Origin of the sequence: Jhaorihella thermophila (assembly GCF_900108275.1) — a bacterium.
Lineage (GTDB): Bacteria > Pseudomonadota > Alphaproteobacteria > Rhodobacterales > Rhodobacteraceae > Jhaorihella > Jhaorihella thermophila.
Map to the genome: position 1 here is coordinate 185,927 of NZ_FNVD01000003.1, position 19,140 is coordinate 205,066.

At 64.9% G+C, this 19,140-nt stretch carries 19 protein-coding genes; 6 read left to right on the forward strand and 13 right to left on the reverse strand.

Annotated elements, in window-relative coordinates; translation table 11 throughout:
• Positions 1–24: 24 nt before the first annotated feature.
• Entirely contained in the window at positions 25–336 is a 312-nt protein-coding gene (locus tag C4S70_RS05705; RefSeq protein WP_104007143.1) for an ETC complex I subunit, read from the reverse strand.
• Between the two features lie 175 nt (positions 337–511).
• On the opposite strand from C4S70_RS05705, the gene uvrB reads away from it, so the two are divergent.
• A complete protein-coding gene (gene uvrB / locus C4S70_RS05710) occupies positions 512–2,710 on the forward strand; it encodes an excinuclease ABC subunit UvrB (protein ID WP_104007144.1) in 2,199 nt (732 codons plus the stop codon).
• Positions 2,711–2,782: 72 nt separating this feature from the next.
• Here the strand turns inward: uvrB and C4S70_RS05715 are convergent, their stop codons facing one another.
• The 5 genes from C4S70_RS05715 to C4S70_RS05735 form a co-directional block, all read right to left on the reverse strand.
• Positions 2,783–4,000: an ABC transporter permease gene (locus tag C4S70_RS05715; RefSeq protein ID WP_104007145.1), complete on the reverse strand. Its 1,218-nt coding sequence runs from the start codon at positions 3,998–4,000 to the stop codon at positions 2,783–2,785.
• A gap of 7 nt (positions 4,001–4,007) precedes the next feature.
• Positions 4,008–5,279 (reverse strand): ABC transporter permease, encoded by a 1,272-nt coding sequence (locus tag C4S70_RS05720; protein ID WP_407656714.1) that lies wholly within the window; start codon positions 5,277–5,279, stop codon positions 4,008–4,010.
• 101 nt (positions 5,280–5,380) lie between these two features.
• A complete protein-coding gene (locus C4S70_RS05725) occupies positions 5,381–5,671 on the reverse strand; it encodes a DUF1330 domain-containing protein (RefSeq protein ID WP_104007235.1) in 291 nt (96 codons plus the stop codon).
• Positions 5,672–5,731: 60 nt separating this feature from the next.
• On the reverse strand, positions 5,732–6,838 hold the full coding sequence (locus tag C4S70_RS05730; RefSeq protein WP_104007147.1) for an extracellular solute-binding protein: 1,107 nt from the start codon (positions 6,836–6,838) through the stop codon (positions 5,732–5,734).
• Between the two features lie 72 nt (positions 6,839–6,910).
• Complete coding sequence (locus C4S70_RS05735) at positions 6,911–8,011, reverse strand: ABC transporter ATP-binding protein (protein WP_104007148.1); 1,101 nt, start codon at positions 8,009–8,011, stop codon at positions 6,911–6,913.
• A gap of 266 nt (positions 8,012–8,277) precedes the next feature.
• Between C4S70_RS05735 and C4S70_RS05740 the strand changes: the two genes are divergently transcribed.
• Together C4S70_RS05740 and argE are read left to right on the forward strand one after the other, a co-directional pair.
• Positions 8,278–9,462: a M24 family metallopeptidase gene (locus C4S70_RS05740; protein WP_104007149.1), complete on the forward strand. Its 1,185-nt coding sequence runs from the start codon at positions 8,278–8,280 to the stop codon at positions 9,460–9,462.
• Positions 9,459–10,619, forward strand: a complete 1,161-nt coding sequence (gene argE, locus C4S70_RS05745) for an acetylornithine deacetylase (RefSeq protein WP_104007150.1) — start codon at positions 9,459–9,461, stop codon at positions 10,617–10,619. Before C4S70_RS05740 ends, argE begins: the two co-directional genes overlap by 4 nt.
• Positions 10,620–10,883: 264 nt before the next feature.
• Here the strand turns inward: argE and rpsU are convergent, their stop codons facing one another.
• Together rpsU and C4S70_RS05755 are read right to left on the reverse strand one after the other, a co-directional pair.
• Complete coding sequence (rpsU, locus tag C4S70_RS05750; protein ID WP_104007151.1) at positions 10,884–11,090, reverse strand: 30S ribosomal protein S21; 207 nt, start codon at positions 11,088–11,090, stop codon at positions 10,884–10,886.
• A 97-nt stretch (positions 11,091–11,187) separates the two neighbouring features.
• The gene (locus C4S70_RS05755) at positions 11,188–11,421 is read right to left on the reverse strand and encodes a DUF6552 family protein (RefSeq protein ID WP_104007236.1); all 234 of its coding nucleotides are present in this window, start codon (positions 11,419–11,421) and stop codon (positions 11,188–11,190) included.
• 202 nt (positions 11,422–11,623) lie between these two features.
• On the opposite strand from C4S70_RS05755, the gene C4S70_RS05760 reads away from it, so the two are divergent.
• Complete coding sequence (locus tag C4S70_RS05760) at positions 11,624–12,316, forward strand: COQ9 family protein (RefSeq protein ID WP_104007237.1); 693 nt, start codon at positions 11,624–11,626, stop codon at positions 12,314–12,316.
• A 24-nt stretch (positions 12,317–12,340) separates the two neighbouring features.
• Positions 12,341–13,324 (forward strand): NAD(P)H-quinone oxidoreductase, encoded by a 984-nt coding sequence (locus C4S70_RS05765; RefSeq protein ID WP_104007152.1) that lies wholly within the window; start codon positions 12,341–12,343, stop codon positions 13,322–13,324.
• A 3-nt stretch (positions 13,325–13,327) separates the two neighbouring features.
• Here the strand turns inward: C4S70_RS05765 and C4S70_RS05770 are convergent, their stop codons facing one another.
• Positions 13,328–14,182, reverse strand: coding sequence for a DUF2189 domain-containing protein (locus C4S70_RS05770; RefSeq protein ID WP_104007153.1), 855 nt, complete (start codon positions 14,180–14,182; stop codon positions 13,328–13,330).
• A gap of 217 nt (positions 14,183–14,399) precedes the next feature.
• Between C4S70_RS05770 and C4S70_RS05775 the strand changes: the two genes are divergently transcribed.
• The gene (locus tag C4S70_RS05775; RefSeq protein WP_104007238.1) at positions 14,400–15,383 is read left to right on the forward strand and encodes a quinone oxidoreductase family protein; all 984 of its coding nucleotides are present in this window, start codon (positions 14,400–14,402) and stop codon (positions 15,381–15,383) included.
• Positions 15,384–15,389: 6 nt separating this feature from the next.
• On the opposite strand, the gene C4S70_RS05780 is transcribed toward C4S70_RS05775, so the two are convergent.
• The 4 genes from C4S70_RS05780 to C4S70_RS05795 form a co-directional block, all read right to left on the reverse strand.
• A complete protein-coding gene (locus C4S70_RS05780; RefSeq protein ID WP_235003727.1) occupies positions 15,390–16,139 on the reverse strand; it encodes a glycosyltransferase family 2 protein in 750 nt (249 codons plus the stop codon).
• Positions 16,132–17,718, reverse strand: coding sequence for an ArnT family glycosyltransferase (locus tag C4S70_RS05785; RefSeq protein WP_104007155.1), 1,587 nt, complete (start codon positions 17,716–17,718; stop codon positions 16,132–16,134). The genes C4S70_RS05780 and C4S70_RS05785 overlap by 8 nt, the downstream gene beginning before the upstream one ends.
• The gene (locus C4S70_RS05790) at positions 17,715–17,987 is read right to left on the reverse strand and encodes a lipid-A-disaccharide synthase N-terminal domain-containing protein (protein ID WP_104007239.1); all 273 of its coding nucleotides are present in this window, start codon (positions 17,985–17,987) and stop codon (positions 17,715–17,717) included. The genes C4S70_RS05785 and C4S70_RS05790 overlap by 4 nt, the downstream gene beginning before the upstream one ends.
• 225 nt (positions 17,988–18,212) lie before the next feature.
• Positions 18,213–19,076, reverse strand: coding sequence for a phosphotransferase (locus C4S70_RS05795; RefSeq protein WP_327314977.1), 864 nt, complete (start codon positions 19,074–19,076; stop codon positions 18,213–18,215).
• Positions 19,077–19,140: the final 64 nt, after the last annotated feature.

Genomic DNA, 19,140 nt, shown 5'->3' on the forward strand with positions numbered 1-19,140 from the left:
GCAACCGCGGTCGGCAGACCGGCGTCAATGCGTCCAGGGCATGCGGCGTTCATAGGCGAAATTCTCGCCATAGCCGCGCGGGCGAATGTTGGGGTTGCGCTTGTGCGGCTCGATTACCTCGGCGTCGATGCCATGTTCGCGCGCATATTCAAGCGCAGCCTCCTTGCTGTCGAAGCGCAGCCGCACCTGGGTCTGCGTGTCGCCCGAAGAGGTCCAGCCCATGAGCGGGTCGATCTCGCGAGGGGCTCGGGGTTCGTATTCCAGCACCCATTTGCGGGTCCGGGCGGTGCCCGAGGTCATGGCATTCCTGGCGGGTTTGTAGATCCGCGCGCGCATGGCACACTCCGTTTCTCTTGCTGCCGCCCCTTATGCGACAGCGCGCGGCGGGCGGCAAGGCTCGAAATTGTCTCACCGAAGGCGCCGCCGGCCCCTTCCCGCCCCGACCCGACGCATTCGGCGCTTGAATCGGAACAAAAAGAGATCAAGTTTGATCGCAAGGAGAGTCGCGCCCATGCCCTATGCCCATTCCGACAAGCCCCATCCACGCCTGCACGCCATGGCCGAGCCGGTCGAGTCCCGCGACAAGCTGGAAGGCGGCAAGCGGTTCGTCATGCAGACCGAGTTCTCGCCGGCGGGCGACCAGCCGCAGGCGATCGACGAGTTGTCCGAAGGTATCGAGACCGGAGAGCGCAACCAGGTGCTGCTGGGGGCCACCGGCACCGGCAAGACCTTTACCATGGCCAAGGTGATCGAGGCGACGCAGCGTCCCGCCATCATCCTGGCCCCGAACAAGACGCTGGCGGCCCAGCTCTATGGCGAGTTCAAGGGCTTCTTTCCCGACAACGCGGTGGAGTATTTTGTCAGCTACTATGACTATTACCAGCCCGAGGCCTATGTGCCGCGTTCGGACACCTATATCGAGAAGGAATCCCAGATCAACGAGCAGATCGACCGGATGCGCCACTCGGCGACCCGGGCGCTTCTGGAACGCGACGACGTGATCATCGTGGCCTCGGTTTCCTGCATCTACGGCATCGGCAGCGTGGAAACCTATGGCGCGATGACGCAGGATCTGAAGGTGGGAGGGCTTTATGACCAGCGGCAGGTGATCGCCGATCTCGTCGCCCAGCAATACCGCCGCAACGATCAGGCCTTTCAGCGCGGATCCTTCCGGGTGCGGGGTGACAGCCTGGAAATCTGGCCCGCGCACCTGGAGGATCGGGCGTGGAAGCTTTCGTTCTTTGGCGAGGAGCTGGAGAGCATCGCCGAGTTCGACCCGCTTACGGGCCAGCGCACCGGCAGTTTCGACCGGATCCGCGTCTATGCCAATTCGCACTATGTCACGCCCAAGCCGACGCTGCAGCAGGCCATCGTCAACATCAAAAAAGAACTGCGCGAGCGGCTCGACCAGCTTGTGAACGAAGGCAAGCTGCTGGAGGCGCAGCGGCTGGAGCAGCGCACCAATTTCGATCTGGAAATGCTCGAGGCGACCGGTTCCTGCAACGGGATCGAGAATTACTCGCGCTATCTCACGGGGCGCAAGCCGGGCGAGCCGCCCCCCACCCTGTTCGAGTTCATCCCCGACAACGCGATCGTCTTTGCCGATGAATCGCACGTCACCGTGCCGCAGATCGGCGGCATGTATCGCGGCGACTATCGACGCAAATTCACGCTGGCCGAACACGGGTTTCGGCTGCCCAGCTGCATGGACAACCGGCCGCTGAAGTTCGAGGAATGGGACGCGATGCGCCCGCAGTCGATCTTTGTCTCGGCCACCCCCGGCGCGTGGGAGCTGGAACAGTCCGGCGGGGTCTTCGTCGAACAGGTGATCCGCCCCACGGGCCTTCTGGATCCCGAGGTCGAGGTGCGCCCGGTGGAAACCCAAGTGGATGACCTTCTGGACGAGGTGCGCCGCGTCTCGGAAAAAGGCTTCCGCACGCTGGTCACCACGCTGACCAAGCGCATGGCCGAGGATCTGACCGAATACCTGCACGAACAGGGCATCCGCGTGCGCTACATGCATTCGGACATCGACACGATCGAGCGGATCGAGATTCTGCGCGACCTGCGGCTGGGCGCCTTTGACGTGCTGGTGGGCATCAACCTGCTGCGCGAAGGGCTGGACATTCCCGAATGCGGGCTGGTGGCAATCCTGGATGCGGACAAGGAGGGCTTCCTGCGCTCGGAAACCTCGCTGATCCAGACCATCGGGCGGGCCGCGCGCAATGCCGAGGGCCGCGTCATCATGTATGCCGACCGCGTAACCGGCAGCATGGAACGCGCGATCAACGAAACCAACCGCCGCCGGGCCAAGCAGATGGCCTATAACGAGGCGCACGGCATCACGCCGGAGACGGTCAGGAAGAACGTCGAGGACGTGCTGGCCGGGCTCTATGAAGGCGACACCGACATGGCCCGCGTTACTGCCACGGTGGACAAGCCCCTGCATGGCGGCAATCTGGAGGCCGTGCTGGAGGGGCTGCGCGCCGACATGCGCAAGGCGGCCGAAAACCTGGAATTCGAAGAGGCCGCGCGTCTTCGCGACGAGATCAAGCGGCTCGAGGCGGTGGATCTGGTGGTGTCCGACGACCCGCTGGCGCGGCAATCGGCGGTCGAGGCAGCCGCCGAGGCCGCGGTCAAATCCAAGGGCCGGTCTACCGCCGGGAGGCCGGGGCAGCGCGGCGGCAACGTGAAGCGGCGGCGGCGCTAAGCCCGATCGGTCCACGCGAAAACGGCGGCGCCGATGGGCACCGCCGCTCCGTGTTTTCCGATCCGGCGCCGATCAACTCGGCGACATGCCCCGCAGCCGCTCGGACCGCCGCCGCAAGAGCTCCAGCGTGGTCAAGAGCGCGATCGAGATGCCCACCAGGATCGTCGCCACCGCAAGGATGGTCGGGCTGATCTGTTCGCGCAGGCCGGTGAACATCTGCCACGGCAGCGTCTTCTGGCTGGCGGAGCCCACGAACAGCACCACCACCACCTCGTCGAACGAGGTGATGAAGGCGAACAGCGCCCCCGAAATCACCCCAGGCATGATGAGCGGCATCTGCACCCGGAAGAAGGTCGTCACCGGGTTGGCCCCCATGCTGGCCGCCGCCCGCGTCAGCGAGCGGTCAAAGCCCACCAGAGTGGCGGTGACGGTGATGATGACGAACGGGATCCCCAGCACCGCATGGGCGAGGATCACCTTTATGTAGCCGGTGAGCGACTTGCTCATGCCCAGGGCACCTTCCAGCCAGTTTCCGACGCCGGAGTAGAAAAAGAACATCCCCGTGGCCGAGATGATGAGGGGCACGATCATCGGCGAGATCAGGATCGCCATGATCGGGCGCTTGAACGGCACATGCGACTGCGACAGGCCGATCGCCGCCAGCGTGCCCAGGCTCACCGCGATGATGGTGGCAAAGGGCGCGATGATCAGCGAGTTGCGGAAGGACCGCTGCCATTCGTTGTTGGTAAAGAAGTCCTCGTAGTGCTTCAGCGAATAGCCCGCCGGGTCGAAACGAAGCATCTCGGGGGTGAAGGTGAAGAAGTCCTGGGCGTTGAAGCTGAGCGGCAGCACCACCAGGATCGGCGTGATCAGAAAGACGAAGATCGCCCCTGCGATCACGCGGAACGTATAGTGCCACAGCACCTGCCCCGGCGTGAGATACGGCGCCAGCGGCGCGCGGTAGCGCCCGGTGCCGATCCAGAAGATGAACCAGCCGAAGAACCAGCCGAACAGCGCACCGACCACCGCGCCGGCCACGCCGCTCAGGGCAAAGCCGCCGATGATGAACACCGCCAGGATGCCCCAGCGCGTGCCGCGTTCGGCTTGCTCCATCTGTTCAACTTTCGACAGCGCCGCCCCGACGATACCAATCAAGATGGCACCGATCAGCACGCCCAGCGTGGGCTGGTCGTGCGCGGTGCCCACCAGCAGCCCGGCAATGGCGCCGGCTGCTGCGGACATGGCCGCGGTGAAGGCCGTGGACGGTTTCTGAACCGGATTGACGCTCATCAGTCAGTTACCCCAGCTTCACGTTGTCGATGCCGACGATCTTGTCGTAGGCCCAGTAGAGGATCAGCACCACCGCCAGCAGGATGGTGCCCAGCGCCGCCGCGAGCCCCCAGTTGAGCGAGGACGAGATGTGATAGGCGATCCGGTTCGAGATGAAGACGCCCTTGGTTCCACCGACGATTTCGGGCGTGATGTAATAGCCGATCGCCAGGATGAAGACGAGGATCGACCCCGCGCCGATGCCAGGCACGGTCTGCGGGAAATAGACCCGCCAGAACGCGGTCCAGTTGGTGGCGCCAAGGCTCTTGGCCGCGCGCAGATAGCTGGGCGGGATGGTCTGCATCACCGAATACATCGGCAGGATCATGAACGGCAGCAGGATGTGGGTCATCGCCACAATGGTGCCGAACTGGTTGTTGATCATCACCAGCCGGTTGGCGTCGTCCACCAGTCCCAGCCAGACCAGCGTGTCGTTGATCACCCCCTGCTGTTGCAGCATCACCTTCCAGGCGCTGGTGCGCACCAACAGCGAGGTCCAGAACGGCAGCAGCACCAGGATCATCAGCATGTTGGCCGACCGGGCCGGCAGGTTCGCCAGCAGCCATGCCACAGGATAGCCCAGCGCAATGCAGGCGAACGTGATCACCAGCGACATGACGAAGGTGCGCCCGAACAGCTTGAGCAGGATCTGCTTGTTTTCCGGCTGCATGGCCACCCCGTCCGGCGTCAGCCGCATGTCCACAGCATTCAGGAAGTAGCCCGCCGTGATCGGCGAGGAATGCAGCTTGATCGTCTGCCAAGTGGTGACGTCGCCCCAACCCTTGTTCACCTTGATCAGCTTTTCCTTGAACGGGCCGCCGGTTTCGGGATCCCATTTCTTGATCTTCCGCCCCGACTTGCGGAACAGCGACGAAAGCCCGGTCTGTTCATAGTTCAGCCGGGTGCCCAGCTTGGTGTGCGTCTTGTTCGCGACCGCAACCTTCATGTCCTTGACGAAGGCGGCATAGACGTCCTCGGGCGGAAGCTCGCCGCTTTTTTCGTCCCACTGCTCCAGCGCGATCACGGTGTTGGGCAGGGTCTGCGACACGATTTCATTCTCGACCGACCGCCACAGCATCTGCAGGATCGGAAAGATGAATGTGATGAGCACGAAGATCAGCAGCGGCGCGATCAGCATCATCGCGCGCATCTTCTGCATCCTGAGCGCCCGGTTCAGGCTGCGCTTGAGCGGCGTGCCGTCAGCAGCCAGGACCGGCCCCTTGACCCGCTCGTCGTGGATGTCCTCCTGCGCGTCCTTCGCCTCGAGCGCGGCGACCTCGTGAAAGGCGTCCTCGGGTGTCGGCGCGTCCGCGGTCTGCGGGCCGGTGCTTTTCAAATCGCTCATTCGTGCCCCTCGACAACGATGATGACACTTTCGGCGCAGCGGCGGCGGATCTCGGCAACCTCCTGGTATTCGGGGTCGTTGTAGGCCGCGAGCGCCTGTTCGTAACTGGGAAATTCGATGACGACGTGACGGTCGCCGCTTTCGCCCTCGACCACCTGGTGCCGTCCCCCGCGCACGATGAACTTTGCGCCCATCCGTTCCAGGATCGGCGTGTCGCGGCGAACGTATTCGGGATTCCCTACCGGGTCGGTCACCTTGATGTGGGCGATGATAGAGCCTTTTGCCATGGGGCGCTCCGTCATGGAGAGGATGGGCCAGAGGCGGCCCATCCCGTTGTTTTCAGGCGATTATTGCGCCAGCCACGCCTGGAACTTGGCGTCGATGTCGTCGCGGTAATCGGCCCAGAACTCGTAGTTGTAGAGCAGCGTGTTCTTGGCGTTCTCCGGATCGGTCGGCATATGCGGCGCCATGTCGATGCCCAGATCGGCGTGCTTGCCCACCAGCGGAGCCGACGATTTCCGCGCCGGGCCGTAGCTGATGTATTTCGCCTGATCGGCCAGACGCTGGGTGTCGGTGGCAAACCGCACGAAGTCCTTCACGCGGGCCAGGCGGTCCTCGGGCAGACCGGCGGGAATGATCCAGCCGTCAAGGTCGAACACCTGCATGTCCCACAGCATGGCGACGGGCTGCTTCTGCTCTTCGATCAAGCTGAAGAGGCGGCCGTTGTAGGTGGAGCCCATCACGACTTCGCCATCGGCCAGAAGCTGCGGCGTATCGGCGCCGGCCGACCACCAGATCACGCTATCTTTGATGGTATCCAGCTTCTTCAGCGCGCGGTCCTGACCTTCGGGCGTGGCAAGAACGTCATAGATGTCCTCCTTGGCCACGCCGTCGCAGTAGAGCGCCCATTCCATGTTGTTGATCGGACGTTTTTCCAGGCTGCGCTTGCCCGGATATTTCTCAAGATCGAACACGTCACAGACGCTGGTCGGCGGCGTATCGCCCACCATGTCGGTGCGATAGCCGAAGGTGGTCGAATAGACGATCTGCGGGATGAAGCAGTCGCTCACCAGCAGGTCGCCGAAATCCTCGCTGGCCGGAGTGCCGTCGGGCGCCGGGGCCAGATCCTTGTCCGGGTCGATTTCCATCGCCAGGCCTTCGTCGCACAGGCGGATCGCGTCCGCGGCCACCACGTCAACGATGTCCCAGGTGATGTTGTTGGCCTCGGCCATCGCGCGCAGCTTGGCCACCGCCTCGTTGGAGCTTTCGTCCCACACGATCTCCACCTCGGGGTGCATCTTCATGTAGGGCTCGGCATAGGCGCGGATCTGCGACTTCTGATAGGCGCCGCCCCAGCTGACGGCGGTGATCTTGTTGGCCATCTCGCCGGCGAACGCCGACGGGGCGCAGAGCGCGGTGGTCACCGCGAGGGCTGCGATTGTCTTGATCTTCATGCTGTTACTCTCCTTGTTGAACGTCATTCACTGATCCCCGGTCTGCCGCCGGGGTTCACGCGCCGGACCTGCTCAGGCATCCAGCGCGCGGCAATCCTGCGGCAGCCAGCCGATCTCGATCTGGGTGCCGGGCTGGAGCCGCACCTGGTCGGGGGCGTTGCGGGTCTTGATGATGAATTCGTCATTGCCCGCCACCCGCAGCCGGGTGCGAAAGATGTCGCCCATATAGATGAATTCCAGCACCTCGGCCTTGAGCGTGTGGGCCCCTTCCTGCAAGCGGTCCTTGTTGTATTCCACCCGTTCGGGTCGGATCGAGACGCGCGTGCGTTCGCCGACCTTGCTGACGTTCACCGGCTTGGCGTCGATCAGCTCGCCATCGTCCAGCTGCACAAGACAGCGATCGCCGCTGATCTCCTTGACCACGCCTTCCAGCGTGTTGTTCTCGCCGATGAACTGGGCGACGAAACTGTTCTGCGGCTCTTCATACAGCACGTCCGGCGGCGCGAGCTGCTGGATCACGCCGTCGTCGAACACCGCCACGCGGTCCGACATGGTCAGCGCCTCGGTCTGGTCATGGGTCACATAGACCACGGTGATGCCCAGATTGTCGGCGATGCGCTTGATCTCGAACTGCATGTGTTCGCGCAGCTGCTTGTCCAGCGCGCCCAGCGGTTCGTCCATCAGCACGAGCTCGGCCTCGAACACCAGAGCGCGGGCCAGCGCGATCCGCTGCTGCTGGCCACCCGAAAGCTGCGCCGGGCGGCGGCCGCCAAAGGCGCCCATCTGCACCATGTCCAGCGCGCGCTTGACCTTCTCTTCCCGCTCTGCCTTGCCGATCTTGCGCACCTCCAGCGGGAAAGACAGGTTTTCAGCCACCGTCATGTGCGGGAACAGCGCGTAGTTCTGGAACACCATGCCGATGCCGCGCTTGTGGGGTGGGATATTGTTGATGGACACACCGCCCAGCCGGATGTCGCCATGGGTAGCGGTTTCAAACCCCGCCAGCATCATCAGGCATGTGGTCTTGCCCGATCCCGACGGCCCCAGCATGGTCAGGAATTCGCCCTTGGGCATGGTAAGGTTGAGGTCTTTGACGACGAGCGTCTCGCCGTCATAGCTCTTTTGCACACGTTCGAATTCGACGAACGCGTCGTTACCGGTCGTTTCAGCCAAGTCAGGCTCCCCGTCAGTCTTTCTTTGCGGCAGCGCCGCTTATTGGACTTAACTAAAACCCCCAAAGCGCCCCGGACGCAACCAGTTTGCGACATCTGACAGCAAAATGCGGCATTCGCGACCCTGCATTCCGCTCCTGAGAGCCGGCGCCGCCTTCCCTAGGGTCAACCCCGCCCTCGGGGGCCGGGAATCAGTTGCCCAAGAAAGTCTTTGGCGCGGGCGGCGCCTTGTGTCCAAATGGGACCATAGTTGCCGGAGAACATGCCATGACGCCGACAGACCTACCGTTCACGCTGGACGAATATCTCGACCGTCTCACCCGAACGCGCGCCGAAATGGCCCGGCGCGGGCTGGATGCACTGTTCGTCACCGATCCGTCCAACCAGGCCTGGTTGACCGGCTATGACGGCTGGTCCTTTTACGTCCATCAGGGTGTGATCGTGCTGCCCGATGCCGAACCGGTCTGGTGGGGCCGCAAACAGGACACCAACGGCGCGGTGCGGACGGTCTGGATGGGACCGGATCGGGTGATCGGCTATGCCGACAATTACGTTCAGTCCACCGAACGCCATCCGATGCAGGATCTGGCGGAACGTCTGGAGGATCTGGGGCTGCCCGCCGCCCGAATCGGCGTCGAGATGGACAACTACTATTTCTCCGCCAGGGCGATGGACGTCCTGCGTGACGCGCTGCCGCAAGCGGCGTGGAACGACGCAACCGGATTGGTGAACTGGCAGAGAGCTATCAAGTCGCCCGCCGAAATCGCCTTCATGCGCAAGGCGGCGGCAATCTCGGAAAAGGTCGTGGGCGGGCTGCTGGAACGGGTCGAACCGGGCATCCCCAAAAACGAAATCGTGGCCGAGATCTGGCGCGACGCAATTCGCGGTGTGGACGGAGCTTGGGGCGACTATCCGGCCATCGTGCCGCTGCTGCCGTCGGGCTCCGACGCCGCCGCGCCGCATCTGACATGGGACGGACGGCCCTTCCGGCGGGGCGAGGCGACCTTTTTCGAAATCTCCGGCTGCTATCGCCGCTATCACGCGCCGCTTTGCCGGACCCTGTTTCTGGGCCGCCCGCCCGAATTCATGCGCCGGGCCGAGGCCGCGCTGGTCAAGGGGCTCGAGGCCGGGCTCGAAGCCGCCCGCGCCGGCAACCGCGCCTGCGACATCGCCAATGCGCTGGCCGAGCCGCTGGAACGCGCCGGCATCGAACGGGGCGCGCGTTGCGGCTATCCGATCGGGCTCAGTTACCCGCCCGATTGGGGCGAACGCACGATCTCGCTGCGCCCCGAGGATGAAACCGTTCTGGAACCCGGCATGACCTTCCATTTCATGCCGGGGCTGTGGATGGACGATTGGGGGCTGGAGATCACCGAAAGCATCCTGATCCGCGAAAACGGCCCGGCCGAGACCTTCTGCAACCGACCCCGCAAGCTGTTCGTGAAACCATGACCGACCCGTTGCGCGATACCGTCGATCTGCTGGGCCGGCTGATTGCCTACCCGACGGTGTCCTCCGACTCGAATCTCGACATGATCGCCGATCTGGCCGGGCGCCTTGCCGATCTCGGCGCGCGGGTCGAAACATTCGCATCTCCAGATGGGGACAAGGCCAACCTCTTTGCCACGCTCGGCCCCGACAAACCCGGCGGTCTTATGCTGTCAGGTCATACCGACGTCGTGCCGGTCGCGGATCAGGACTGGAGCTCGGATCCCTTTGCCTTGCGCGAATCGGGCGACCGCCTCTACGGGCGCGGGACCTGCGACATGAAGGGTTTCATCGCGGCCGCGCTGGTGGCGGCGCGCGACTATGCCGCCCTGCCCCTGCGCCGCCCGATCCATTTCGCCTTTACCCATGACGAAGAGGTCGGCTGCCTCGGTGCCCGCGCGCTGGTGGCCGAATTGCGGGCACGCGGCATCCGCCCGGCGATGGCAGTGGTCGGCGAACCGACCGGAATGCAGGTGGTCGAGGGCCACAAGGGGTGCTGCGAATACACCGTGCGCTTTACCGGGCTCGAGGGCCATGGCTCGGCCCCCAACCGCGGCGTGAATGCGGCGGAATACGCGGTGCGTTATATCGCCCGCCTGATGGAGTTGCGCAGCGACCTGATGCTGCGCGCCCCGCACGACTCGCGGTTCGAACCGCCCTGGACCACGATCAATATCGGCCGGATCGCGGGCGGCGCGGCGCATAACGTGATCGCCGGCAAGGCCGAAGTCGATTGGGAAATGCGCCCGGTCCAGGCCGCTGACGCCGATTTCATCAAGGCGGAGATCCGCGATTGCGTCGAATCCGACCTGCTGCCGGCGATGCGCGCCATTCACCCCGGCGCCGACGTCCAGACGCAGGTTATCGGAGAGGTGCCGGGGCTCGAGCCGATGCCCGACAACGCCGCCCGCGATCTTGTGGCGACGCTCACGGGCGCGAACGGCGCCGACACGGTACCGTTCGGGACCGAGGCCGGCCTGTTCCAGCAGATGGGCATGTCGGTCGTGGTCTGCGGACCGGGCCATATCGACCAGGCTCACAAACCGGATGAACATGTCGCGCTCGACCAGATCGCCCGGTGCCTCGACCTCTTGGATCGGCTGGGAAAATCCTGCATATAGGTCGCCCCGAAAAGGGATTGTCGGCCGCAAACCCCGCCGCTCGAAACCCATCCGGCGCAACACTCGAAATGTCCCGCCCCGGCCGGGCCCTTCATCTTGCCGAAAATACTCCGGGGGAGCGCGAGGGGGCAGCGCCCCCTCGCATCGGTCGGATTGGCCCTGCCAATCCGAAACCCATCCGCGCTCGGAAAACGACAAACCCCCGGGCAGGGCCACGGGGGTCGTCTGAATTCAAGTGCCAGAATCGGCTGCGATTGGACTGCCTTACAGCAGACCTTCGCGCTGCGCCTTCTTCCGCGCCAGCTTGCGGGCGCGGCGGATCGCTTCAGCTTTTTCGCGCGCACGCTTTTCCGACGGCTTCTCGTAATGCTGACGAAGCTTCATTTCACGGAAAACGCCTTCGCGCTGCAGCTTCTTCTTCAGGGCGCGAAGCGCCTGATCGACATTGTTGTCGCGAACACTGACCTGCATGTGGTTGTCACCACCTTTCTAAGTTGGAGTTGCATGGAAGTGCAGGAGACTGCTCTATAGCAAACCGGCGCAAATCTGTCCACCCCGCCGGACGAACTCATCCGCTCGCCATTCCCGCCACCAGCGATCCAAAGGCGACCACATGGATCAGCATCAGCGCGCGGTCGTTCCACAAGACACCCACCGCGAACCAACCCGCCACTCCGACCAGGAAAAGGTATATGTTCCAAGGGACAAGATCGAATCCCGTTGCCGCATAGCCCAGGATCTGGATCACGGAAGACACCCACTTGCCAGAAAGGACAGCCTGTCCCGGCTGAACCGTGGAAATGTCGTTGAACCGGTCGTGCAAGTCATGATGGGGTCCTCGATTCGCTGCGTCATTGCCGCAGCGATACCTCCACGCTCCGGCGGCGACGATGAAGAAGGCCTGCCACCCGACGATAGATGATCTACACCCTTGCCCAGCCCATCATTGCGTCCGGCCCCGGAATGGGCCAAACCCGATGCAGGAGAACAAGGGGAGACGGCACATGACCGCCACGGAAACGGTAGAGATCCGCGAAAGGCTGCTGGAGGCGGCGCTCACGCATGTGCCCTTCGACGGCTGGACCGAAACGACCTTTGACGCTGCCATCGCCGAGGCAGGCGTGGACGAAGCGCTGGCCCGCGCGTTGTTTCCGCGCGGCGCGGTCGATCTGGCGCTGGCTTATCACGCCCGTGGCGACCGCACGATGCTCCACCGCCTCACCGCCGCCGACCTCTCGGACATGCGCTTTCGCGACCGGATCGCGGCTGCCGTTCGCTTTCGCCTGGAGGCCGAGCCCGACCGCGAAGTGGTCCGCCGCGGCGTCACCCTCTTTGCCCTGCCGCAATACGCCCCGGACGGCGCACGGGCGATCTGGAACACGGTGGACGCGATCTGGGCCGCGCTGGGCGATCCCTCGGAGGACGTGAACTGGTATACGAAACGCGCCACGCTCTCGGCGGTCTATTCCTCGACCCTGCTCTACTGGCTGGGCGACGAAAGCGATAACCACCAGGCGACGTGGGAGTTCCTCGACCGCCGCATCGACAACGTGATGCAGTTCGAACAGATCAAGGCGAAGGTGCGGGAAAACCCGGCGCTGAAGCCGTTTCTGGCCCTGCCCGAGCGCTTGCTGGCCGGCATCCGCAAGCCGTCCAATCCGCGCGACGACCTGCCCGGCAGCCTGCGAACCCGATAACACGCCCCAGACAGCGAGACACCCATGACCGACACCATGCGCGCCATCGAAATCAGTGAACCCGGCGGACCGGAGGTTCTGCGCGAAACCACCCGCACGCGCCCCAGACCCGGACAGGGGCAGGTGGTCATCAAGGTGGCCTGGGCCGGAGTGAACCGCCCCGACGCGCTGCAACGGGCGGGCGCCTATGCGCCGCCGCCGGGGGCCAGCGACCTGCCGGGGCTCGAGGCCGCGGGCGAGATCGCCGAAATCGGCCCCGGCGTCACCGAATGGAAGGTCGGCGATCAGGTCTGCGCCCTGCTGCCCGGCGGGGGATATGCCGAATATGTCGCCACGCCGGCGGCGCATTGTCTGCCGGTCCCGCGCGGCATGGGCCTGCGCGAGGCCGCCTGCCTGCCCGAGACATATTTCACCGTCTGGACCAACGTGTTCATGCGCGGCGGGCTGAGCGCCGGAGAACGGTTCCTGGTCCACGGCGGCACCAGCGGCATCGGCACCACGGCGATCCAGCTGGCCCGCGAATTCGGCGCGCGGGTCTATGCCACCGCCGGATCGGACGAGAAATGCGCCGTCTGCGCCGATCTGGGCGCGGAACGGGCGATCAACTACAAGACCGAAGATTTCGTCGAGGTGGTCAAGGCCGAAGGCGGCGCCGACTTGATCCTCGACATGGTGGGCGGCAGCTACCTGCCCCGCAATGTCAAGGCGCTGGCCAATGACGGGCGGCTGGTGCAGATCGCGTTCCTGACCGGACCGAAGGTCGAGTTGAACTTTGCCGAGGTGATGATGCGCCGGCTGACCATCACCGGCAGCACCCTGCGCCCGCAAAGCGATCTGGCCAAGGCGCGGATCGCCGACGGTCTGCGCGAACATGTGTGGCCGCTTCTGGAGGCGGGCAAGGTGGCGCCGGTGATGGACAGCGAGTTCGCCCTGGCCGAGGCCGCAACGGCGCACGCCCGCCTGGAAAGCGCCGGGCATATCGGCAAGGTGGTGCTGAAGGTCGCCTGACGCTCAGGCCACGGCGCGGCGATAGAGATGCCTGGTCGCGTGGCCGAGGATCGGCAGCACCACGATCAGCCCCACCAGCGCGGGCAAGGCGCCCAGAATCAGCCCGGCGGCCACGATCGCGCCCCAGGTCAGAACCACGCGCGGGTTCTGCCGGAACACGCGGATCGAGGTCGCAACCGCCACCGGAACGCCGACGGGCCGGTCCAGCAGCAGCGGAAAGCTCACCACGCTGATCGCCAGCGCGGTCAGGGCGAACAGGAACCCCACGCCAATGCCGATCACGATCATTTCCCACCCCGCGGGCGTGGTCAGAACCTCGCGGGCAAAGGCCGAAACGCTCTCGGGCGCGCCGGGTCCGAGCGTCAGTTCGTAGATCCATGCCGCCGCCAGGATCCACAGCAGGAACAGCACGGCAAGATAGATGCCCAGCACCAGCACCCCGCCAAACCGAGGTGAAGCGATCACGCTGAATGCCGTCAGCCAGTCGAGCTCTTCCCCCGCCTCGCGCCGGCGGCTGATTTCGTATAGCCCCACCGCCGCGACCGGACCAAGGATCGCGAAACCGGCGATCATCGGAAAGATCAGGGGCAGCAGATTCATGTGAAAGCCGGCCGCCACGAGGACCAGCCCGGCTAGAGGATAGATCAGCACCGCGAATACCGCATCCGCCCGCGCCGCCGCGAAATCGGACGCGCCCGCGCGCAACGCCGCGATCAGGTCGTCCGTGGTGATCGTGCGCACCTTGGGCATCGTCATGTCTTCGCTGCCGATGGCCGCCGCCGTGTCGGCCGCATGTTCGCCCAACCGTTCAAGGCGTTGGAGGCTCCATGAAATCGGGTTACCAATCGTCTTTGCCATGTCCGGGTCTCCCTTGAGGTTACGCTGTCGCGCCCGGGGACTTGGTCTGGCCGTCGCGCTTCGGCGGTCGGACCGTCTCGTTTGCGCGTGGCTTCAGTCTAGCACCGTTTCGGCAAGCCGGCGTTCACGTCCACGGGACCGGGCCGTGAAAGTCGCGGATGGACAGCGCCGCGATTTCCGGCATGATCCGCACGACCGCTTTTCACGGGAGGATACGATGACCGACACGGCAAAAACGGTGGTGATCCACGAAACCGGCGGGCCGGAGGTTCTGAAGCTCGAGAACTGGCCGGTGGGCGACCCCGGCCCAGGCGAGGTGCGCATCCGTCACCAAGCCTGCGGGCTGAACTTCATCGACGTCTATCTGCGCACGGGGCTTTACCCGGTGGACCTGCCCAGCCCGATGGGGATGGAAGCCGCCGGCGTGATCGAGGCGGTGGGCGAAGGCGTCACCCATCTGAAACCGGGCGATCGGGCGGCCTATGCCTCGGCCAGACCCGGCGCCTATTCGCAGGCGCGGGTGCTGCCGGCCGCCCAGGTCTGCCCCCTGCCCGACGGAATCGACTTCGAAACCGGGGCGGCGATGATGCTCAAAGGGCTGACGGTCGAATATCTCTTTGACCGCACCACCCCGATCAAGCCCGGCGACACGGTGCTGTTCCACGCGGCCGCCGGCGGCGTCGGGCTGATTGCCTGCCAATGGGCGCGCTCCGAAGGCATCACCCTGATCGGCACCGCCGGAACGGACGAGAAATGCGCGCTGGCGCTCGAACACGGCGCGGCGCATTGCATCAACTACCGCAAGGAAAACTTTGTCGAAAAGGTGCGCGAACTGACCGGCGGCAAGGGCGTGGCCGTGGTGATGGACTCCGTCGGCAAGGACACGTTCGAAGGCTCGCTGGACAGCCTCAAACCCCTGGGCATGATGATCTCCTTCGGCAATGCCTCCGGTCCCGTGCCGCCCTTCAGTCTGGCCACGCTGGCGCAGAAGGGGTCGCTCAAGATCACCCGGCCCACGCTGTTCACCCATATCGCCGATCAGGACGCCTGCCAGGCCATGGCCAGGCGGCTGTTCGACAAGGTGCTATCGGGCGATATCCGCATCCGCATCGATCAGCGTTTCCCGCTGGAGCAGGTGGCGGATGCCCACCGGGCGCTGGAGGCGCGCAAGACCACCGGAAGCACGATCCTGCTGCCCTGACGGGTCTCAGCGGTAGCGGCCCGCGTCGCGGGTCACGCCGCGATCGGGTCGGCCGGACCGGCGGATCAGCCAGCCCGCGCCCATGAGATCCGGGATGCCGACCAGCGCGCGGCCGATATTGCTGTATTTCGACCGGCCGCCTTCGCGGGCGCGGTGGGTGACGTCCACGGTGCAGACGTCCCAACCTTCGCGCAGGACCATCGCCGGCATGAAACGGTGGATGTGGTCAAAGAACGGCAGATCCAGATAAACCTCGCGCCGGAACGCCTTGAGCCCGCAGCCGGAATCGCGCACCCCGTCCTTGAGGATCGACGACCGCAGCCAGTTGGCAAAGCCCGACGCCCAGCGCCGCGCCAGCGTGTCCTTGCGGCCCGCGCGCTGTCCCTGCACGAGGCCAAGCCTTTCGGCGGCGGGCGAGGCGAAGGGCGTCAGAAGAACCGGAATCTGGTCGGGCGGGTTCTGGCCGTCGCCATCGAGCGTCACGATCAGATTGCCGCGCGCTGCCTTGACCCCGCGCCGGACCGAACCCGATTGCCCGATGGACCTCTCGTTGCGCAACACGCGCAGCCCATCCAGATCCGCCACCAGCCGGGTCAGGATCGCGGGCATGCCATCCGTCGAGCCATCATCGACCACGATGATTTCGTGCCCCCGGCCCTTCAGCGCCGCGGCGATCCCGCGCACGAGCTCCTCGATCGCGGCTTCCTCGTCCTTTGCCGGGATCACGACGCTGATGAAATCCTGATGTTCAGCCACTGTCCGCCGCTCCTGCCAGCGCCTCGGCCGGCGCGTCTTCGACATACCAGATGCCATAGGTCTTGTTGCGGAAAATCGTAGTCTCGCGCGGCTCCCACGGAATGGTCGAGTGTCGCGGCTGCCCGACGATCACGCCCTTGGGATGCGCGCGGGCCCATTCCACCACCGCCTCCCGATCCGGCACCAGAGCCACGGGTCGTGTCAAACGACCGGAAAAGTTGAACTCGGCGTGGTAGAAGCTTTGGTTGATCGCGACACCGTCGGGCTCATGCGCGGCCATGATCGCGCCGATTTCGTGGGTGTCGTAGGTCTTGCGCGGATCGGTGGTGGCGATCAGGACATTGGCGAGCAGGATCATGCCGAGCCCCAAGGCCACGCCCCCCGTCAGGACCGGCAAACGCGCCACCACTGCGCACAAGGCGACGACCAGCCCGCCCCAAAGCCAGACCGCCCAGTCCGGCGAGAGGAACATTTGCGCGTCTTCCCGGCCGCCGACGCCCAGATTAGCGGCCACGACCCCGGCCACGACCAGCAGCGCCGGGACAACCGCCGGATTGAACCGCGGCCGCCCCGGATCGTCCGGCAGCACGCGCGCGATGAACAGCGCCGCCGCCGGCATCACCGGCAGCAGATAGTGCAGCTGCTTGGCGCTGATCAGTCCAAACAGCAGCCCGGATCCCAGCATCCAGGCCAAGGTGAACCGTGTGCCTTCGTCCAGCTTCGCCCGCAGCGCGCCACGCCAGACCGCGGGCATCCAGAACCAGGGAAACAACAGCGCCGGCAACATCGCCGGGTAGAACCACCATTCGCGCGCGTGGGCAAAGGAATTGGCCATGCGGCCCACGCTCTGCCGCCAGAGAACGGCCTCGCGGTATTCCGACCCGCCCATGATCAATGCCGGCGCCAGCCAGAGGCCCACCAGGGCCAATGCCACCACGAACGCCAGGCCGAACCCCGCCAGCACGGATCTGACCGGTGGCCGGTCCTCGCGCGCCAGCCAGAGCGGATACAACACCAATGCCGGCAGCAGGTGGAAAAAGATCACTGGACCCTTGGCATAGACGCCGAGCGCGAGTCCCCCGCCGTAAAGGGCCCACCAGCCGTAGCCGCCGCGCGTCAGAGCACGGAAGAGTCCGATCAGCCCGATCAGGGTCGATGTCGCCAACAACGTGTCGAACATCGTCGCCCCGCCATAAAGAGAGAACAGGCTGATCCCCGTCAGAACCATTGCCGCCCGGCGGGCGGTCCGTTCTTCGTCGGGCCAGATTTCGCGCGACAGGCGCGCCGACAGCAATATCGTCACGGCGCCGAAGAATGGGCCGACCAGACGCGCCGCGAATTCGCTGACGCCGGTCACGGCCCAGATCAGATTGATGAGCCAGAACAGCAGCGGCGGCTTGTGAGTGTAGAGGTCTCCGTTCTTGGTCGGGATGAACCAGTCACCACTGAGGTGCATTTCCCATGCGACTTCGACATAGCGGGTTTCGTCGATCGGCATCAGCGGGCGCAGCAGGATGCCAACGATGGCGACGGCCGTGAAGGCCGCGACCGACGCCCATACCGGCCAGGCGCGGGTCATTGGGCCACCTCGCGGCGCTTGCGGGCAATGAGGGTCAGGTTGCGGGCATAGACCACCACACCAAAGGACTGACCAAGAATGAAGACCGGGTCCATGCGCCAGATCGCATAGCTCAGCAGCGTCAAGCCACCCAGGATCGACAGCCACCAAAAGGCGGTTGGCACGACGCTTTCCTTGCGCCGTTCGCTGACCAGCCACTGCACAAGAAATCGCGAGGTGAACATCGCCTGCCCCAGCAAGCCGATGGCAATCCAGATGATTTCAGACATGCGGTGCACCGCTCCTTTCGTGAAACCGGCAACAAGGCAGGGCCAAAAGCCTTCGAAGCTGTTGGCCCGACAGCATTTCGAAGATCCGAGGTTCAGGTATTTTCCGGTCTTGACGTCTTTCGGCCGCTTATAACCGCGCCAGCAGCCTTTCAACCAGATTTTTTCGGGTGATCGGAAAGTCGCGCATGATCCGTTCCAGACGACCGCGACAATGCACCCAGACGCTCAGCCCGACATGCAATCCCCCGCCCGCGCAGCGGCCAGCGCCTCCAGTTCAAGCCTCAGGCCCTCGCGGTAATCTGCGCATCCCTGCTCCTCCCGCCACAGACAGTAAGCCGCCATGCGCCAGTGAAACCAGGGGCGAAGGGCGAAATAGCGCCAGACCGTCCGTTTGTCGCCGTATGCCGCCAGGAATGTCGAAACCTCTTCCGGCGACAGCGGCGCCTTGCGATAGACGGATTGCATGGCCGGCGACAGAAAGATTGCCAGATCCTCGCACGGATCGCCCAGACAGGGCGACTGCCAGTCGATCAGCACCGCCCGACCATCATGGATCACGATGTTTCCCGGCACCGGATCGCCATGGACCAGCCCGACATGTCCGACCGGCGCCACAGCGCCCGCAGGCTGGAGTTCGCGCAGCCTTGCGGCATCGTCCGACCGGCAATCCGCCAGCATCGTCCGAGTCTGCCGAACCAGATCGTGGCTGCCGTTCCGGCCCCTCGGCAGCCCGACCGGAGGCACGATCCGGTGCAGGTCCGTCAGGATTCGCGCGACAATGGCGGGTTCCTTTCGCCACGTCGCCCCCGGCACATGGGCATAGACGATCCAGCGATTCCGCGTCCACCCCCCCTCTGCGATTAGCCGTGGCGCCAGCCCCGTTCCAGCCAGCGCACGCAGGCACAGCGTTTCGAGCGTGGCATCGTTGGCAAACAGCGGCGTTCGGCCCTCGCTGCGGAAAAGCTTGAGCACAAGGGTGCTCATGCACCGGCTGGAGTTCTTCTCCCGGCCGGTGTCCTCCGGATCAATCCGCCAGACCTTGTTGCTGCGGCCTCCGCCCAGCGCCACGGGCGCGCCCCGCCCCGACACGATGCCCTTACTCAGCAGACGTTGCCACAGCCACGCCGGCGGGTCGGACTCAGCTTGAGATCGG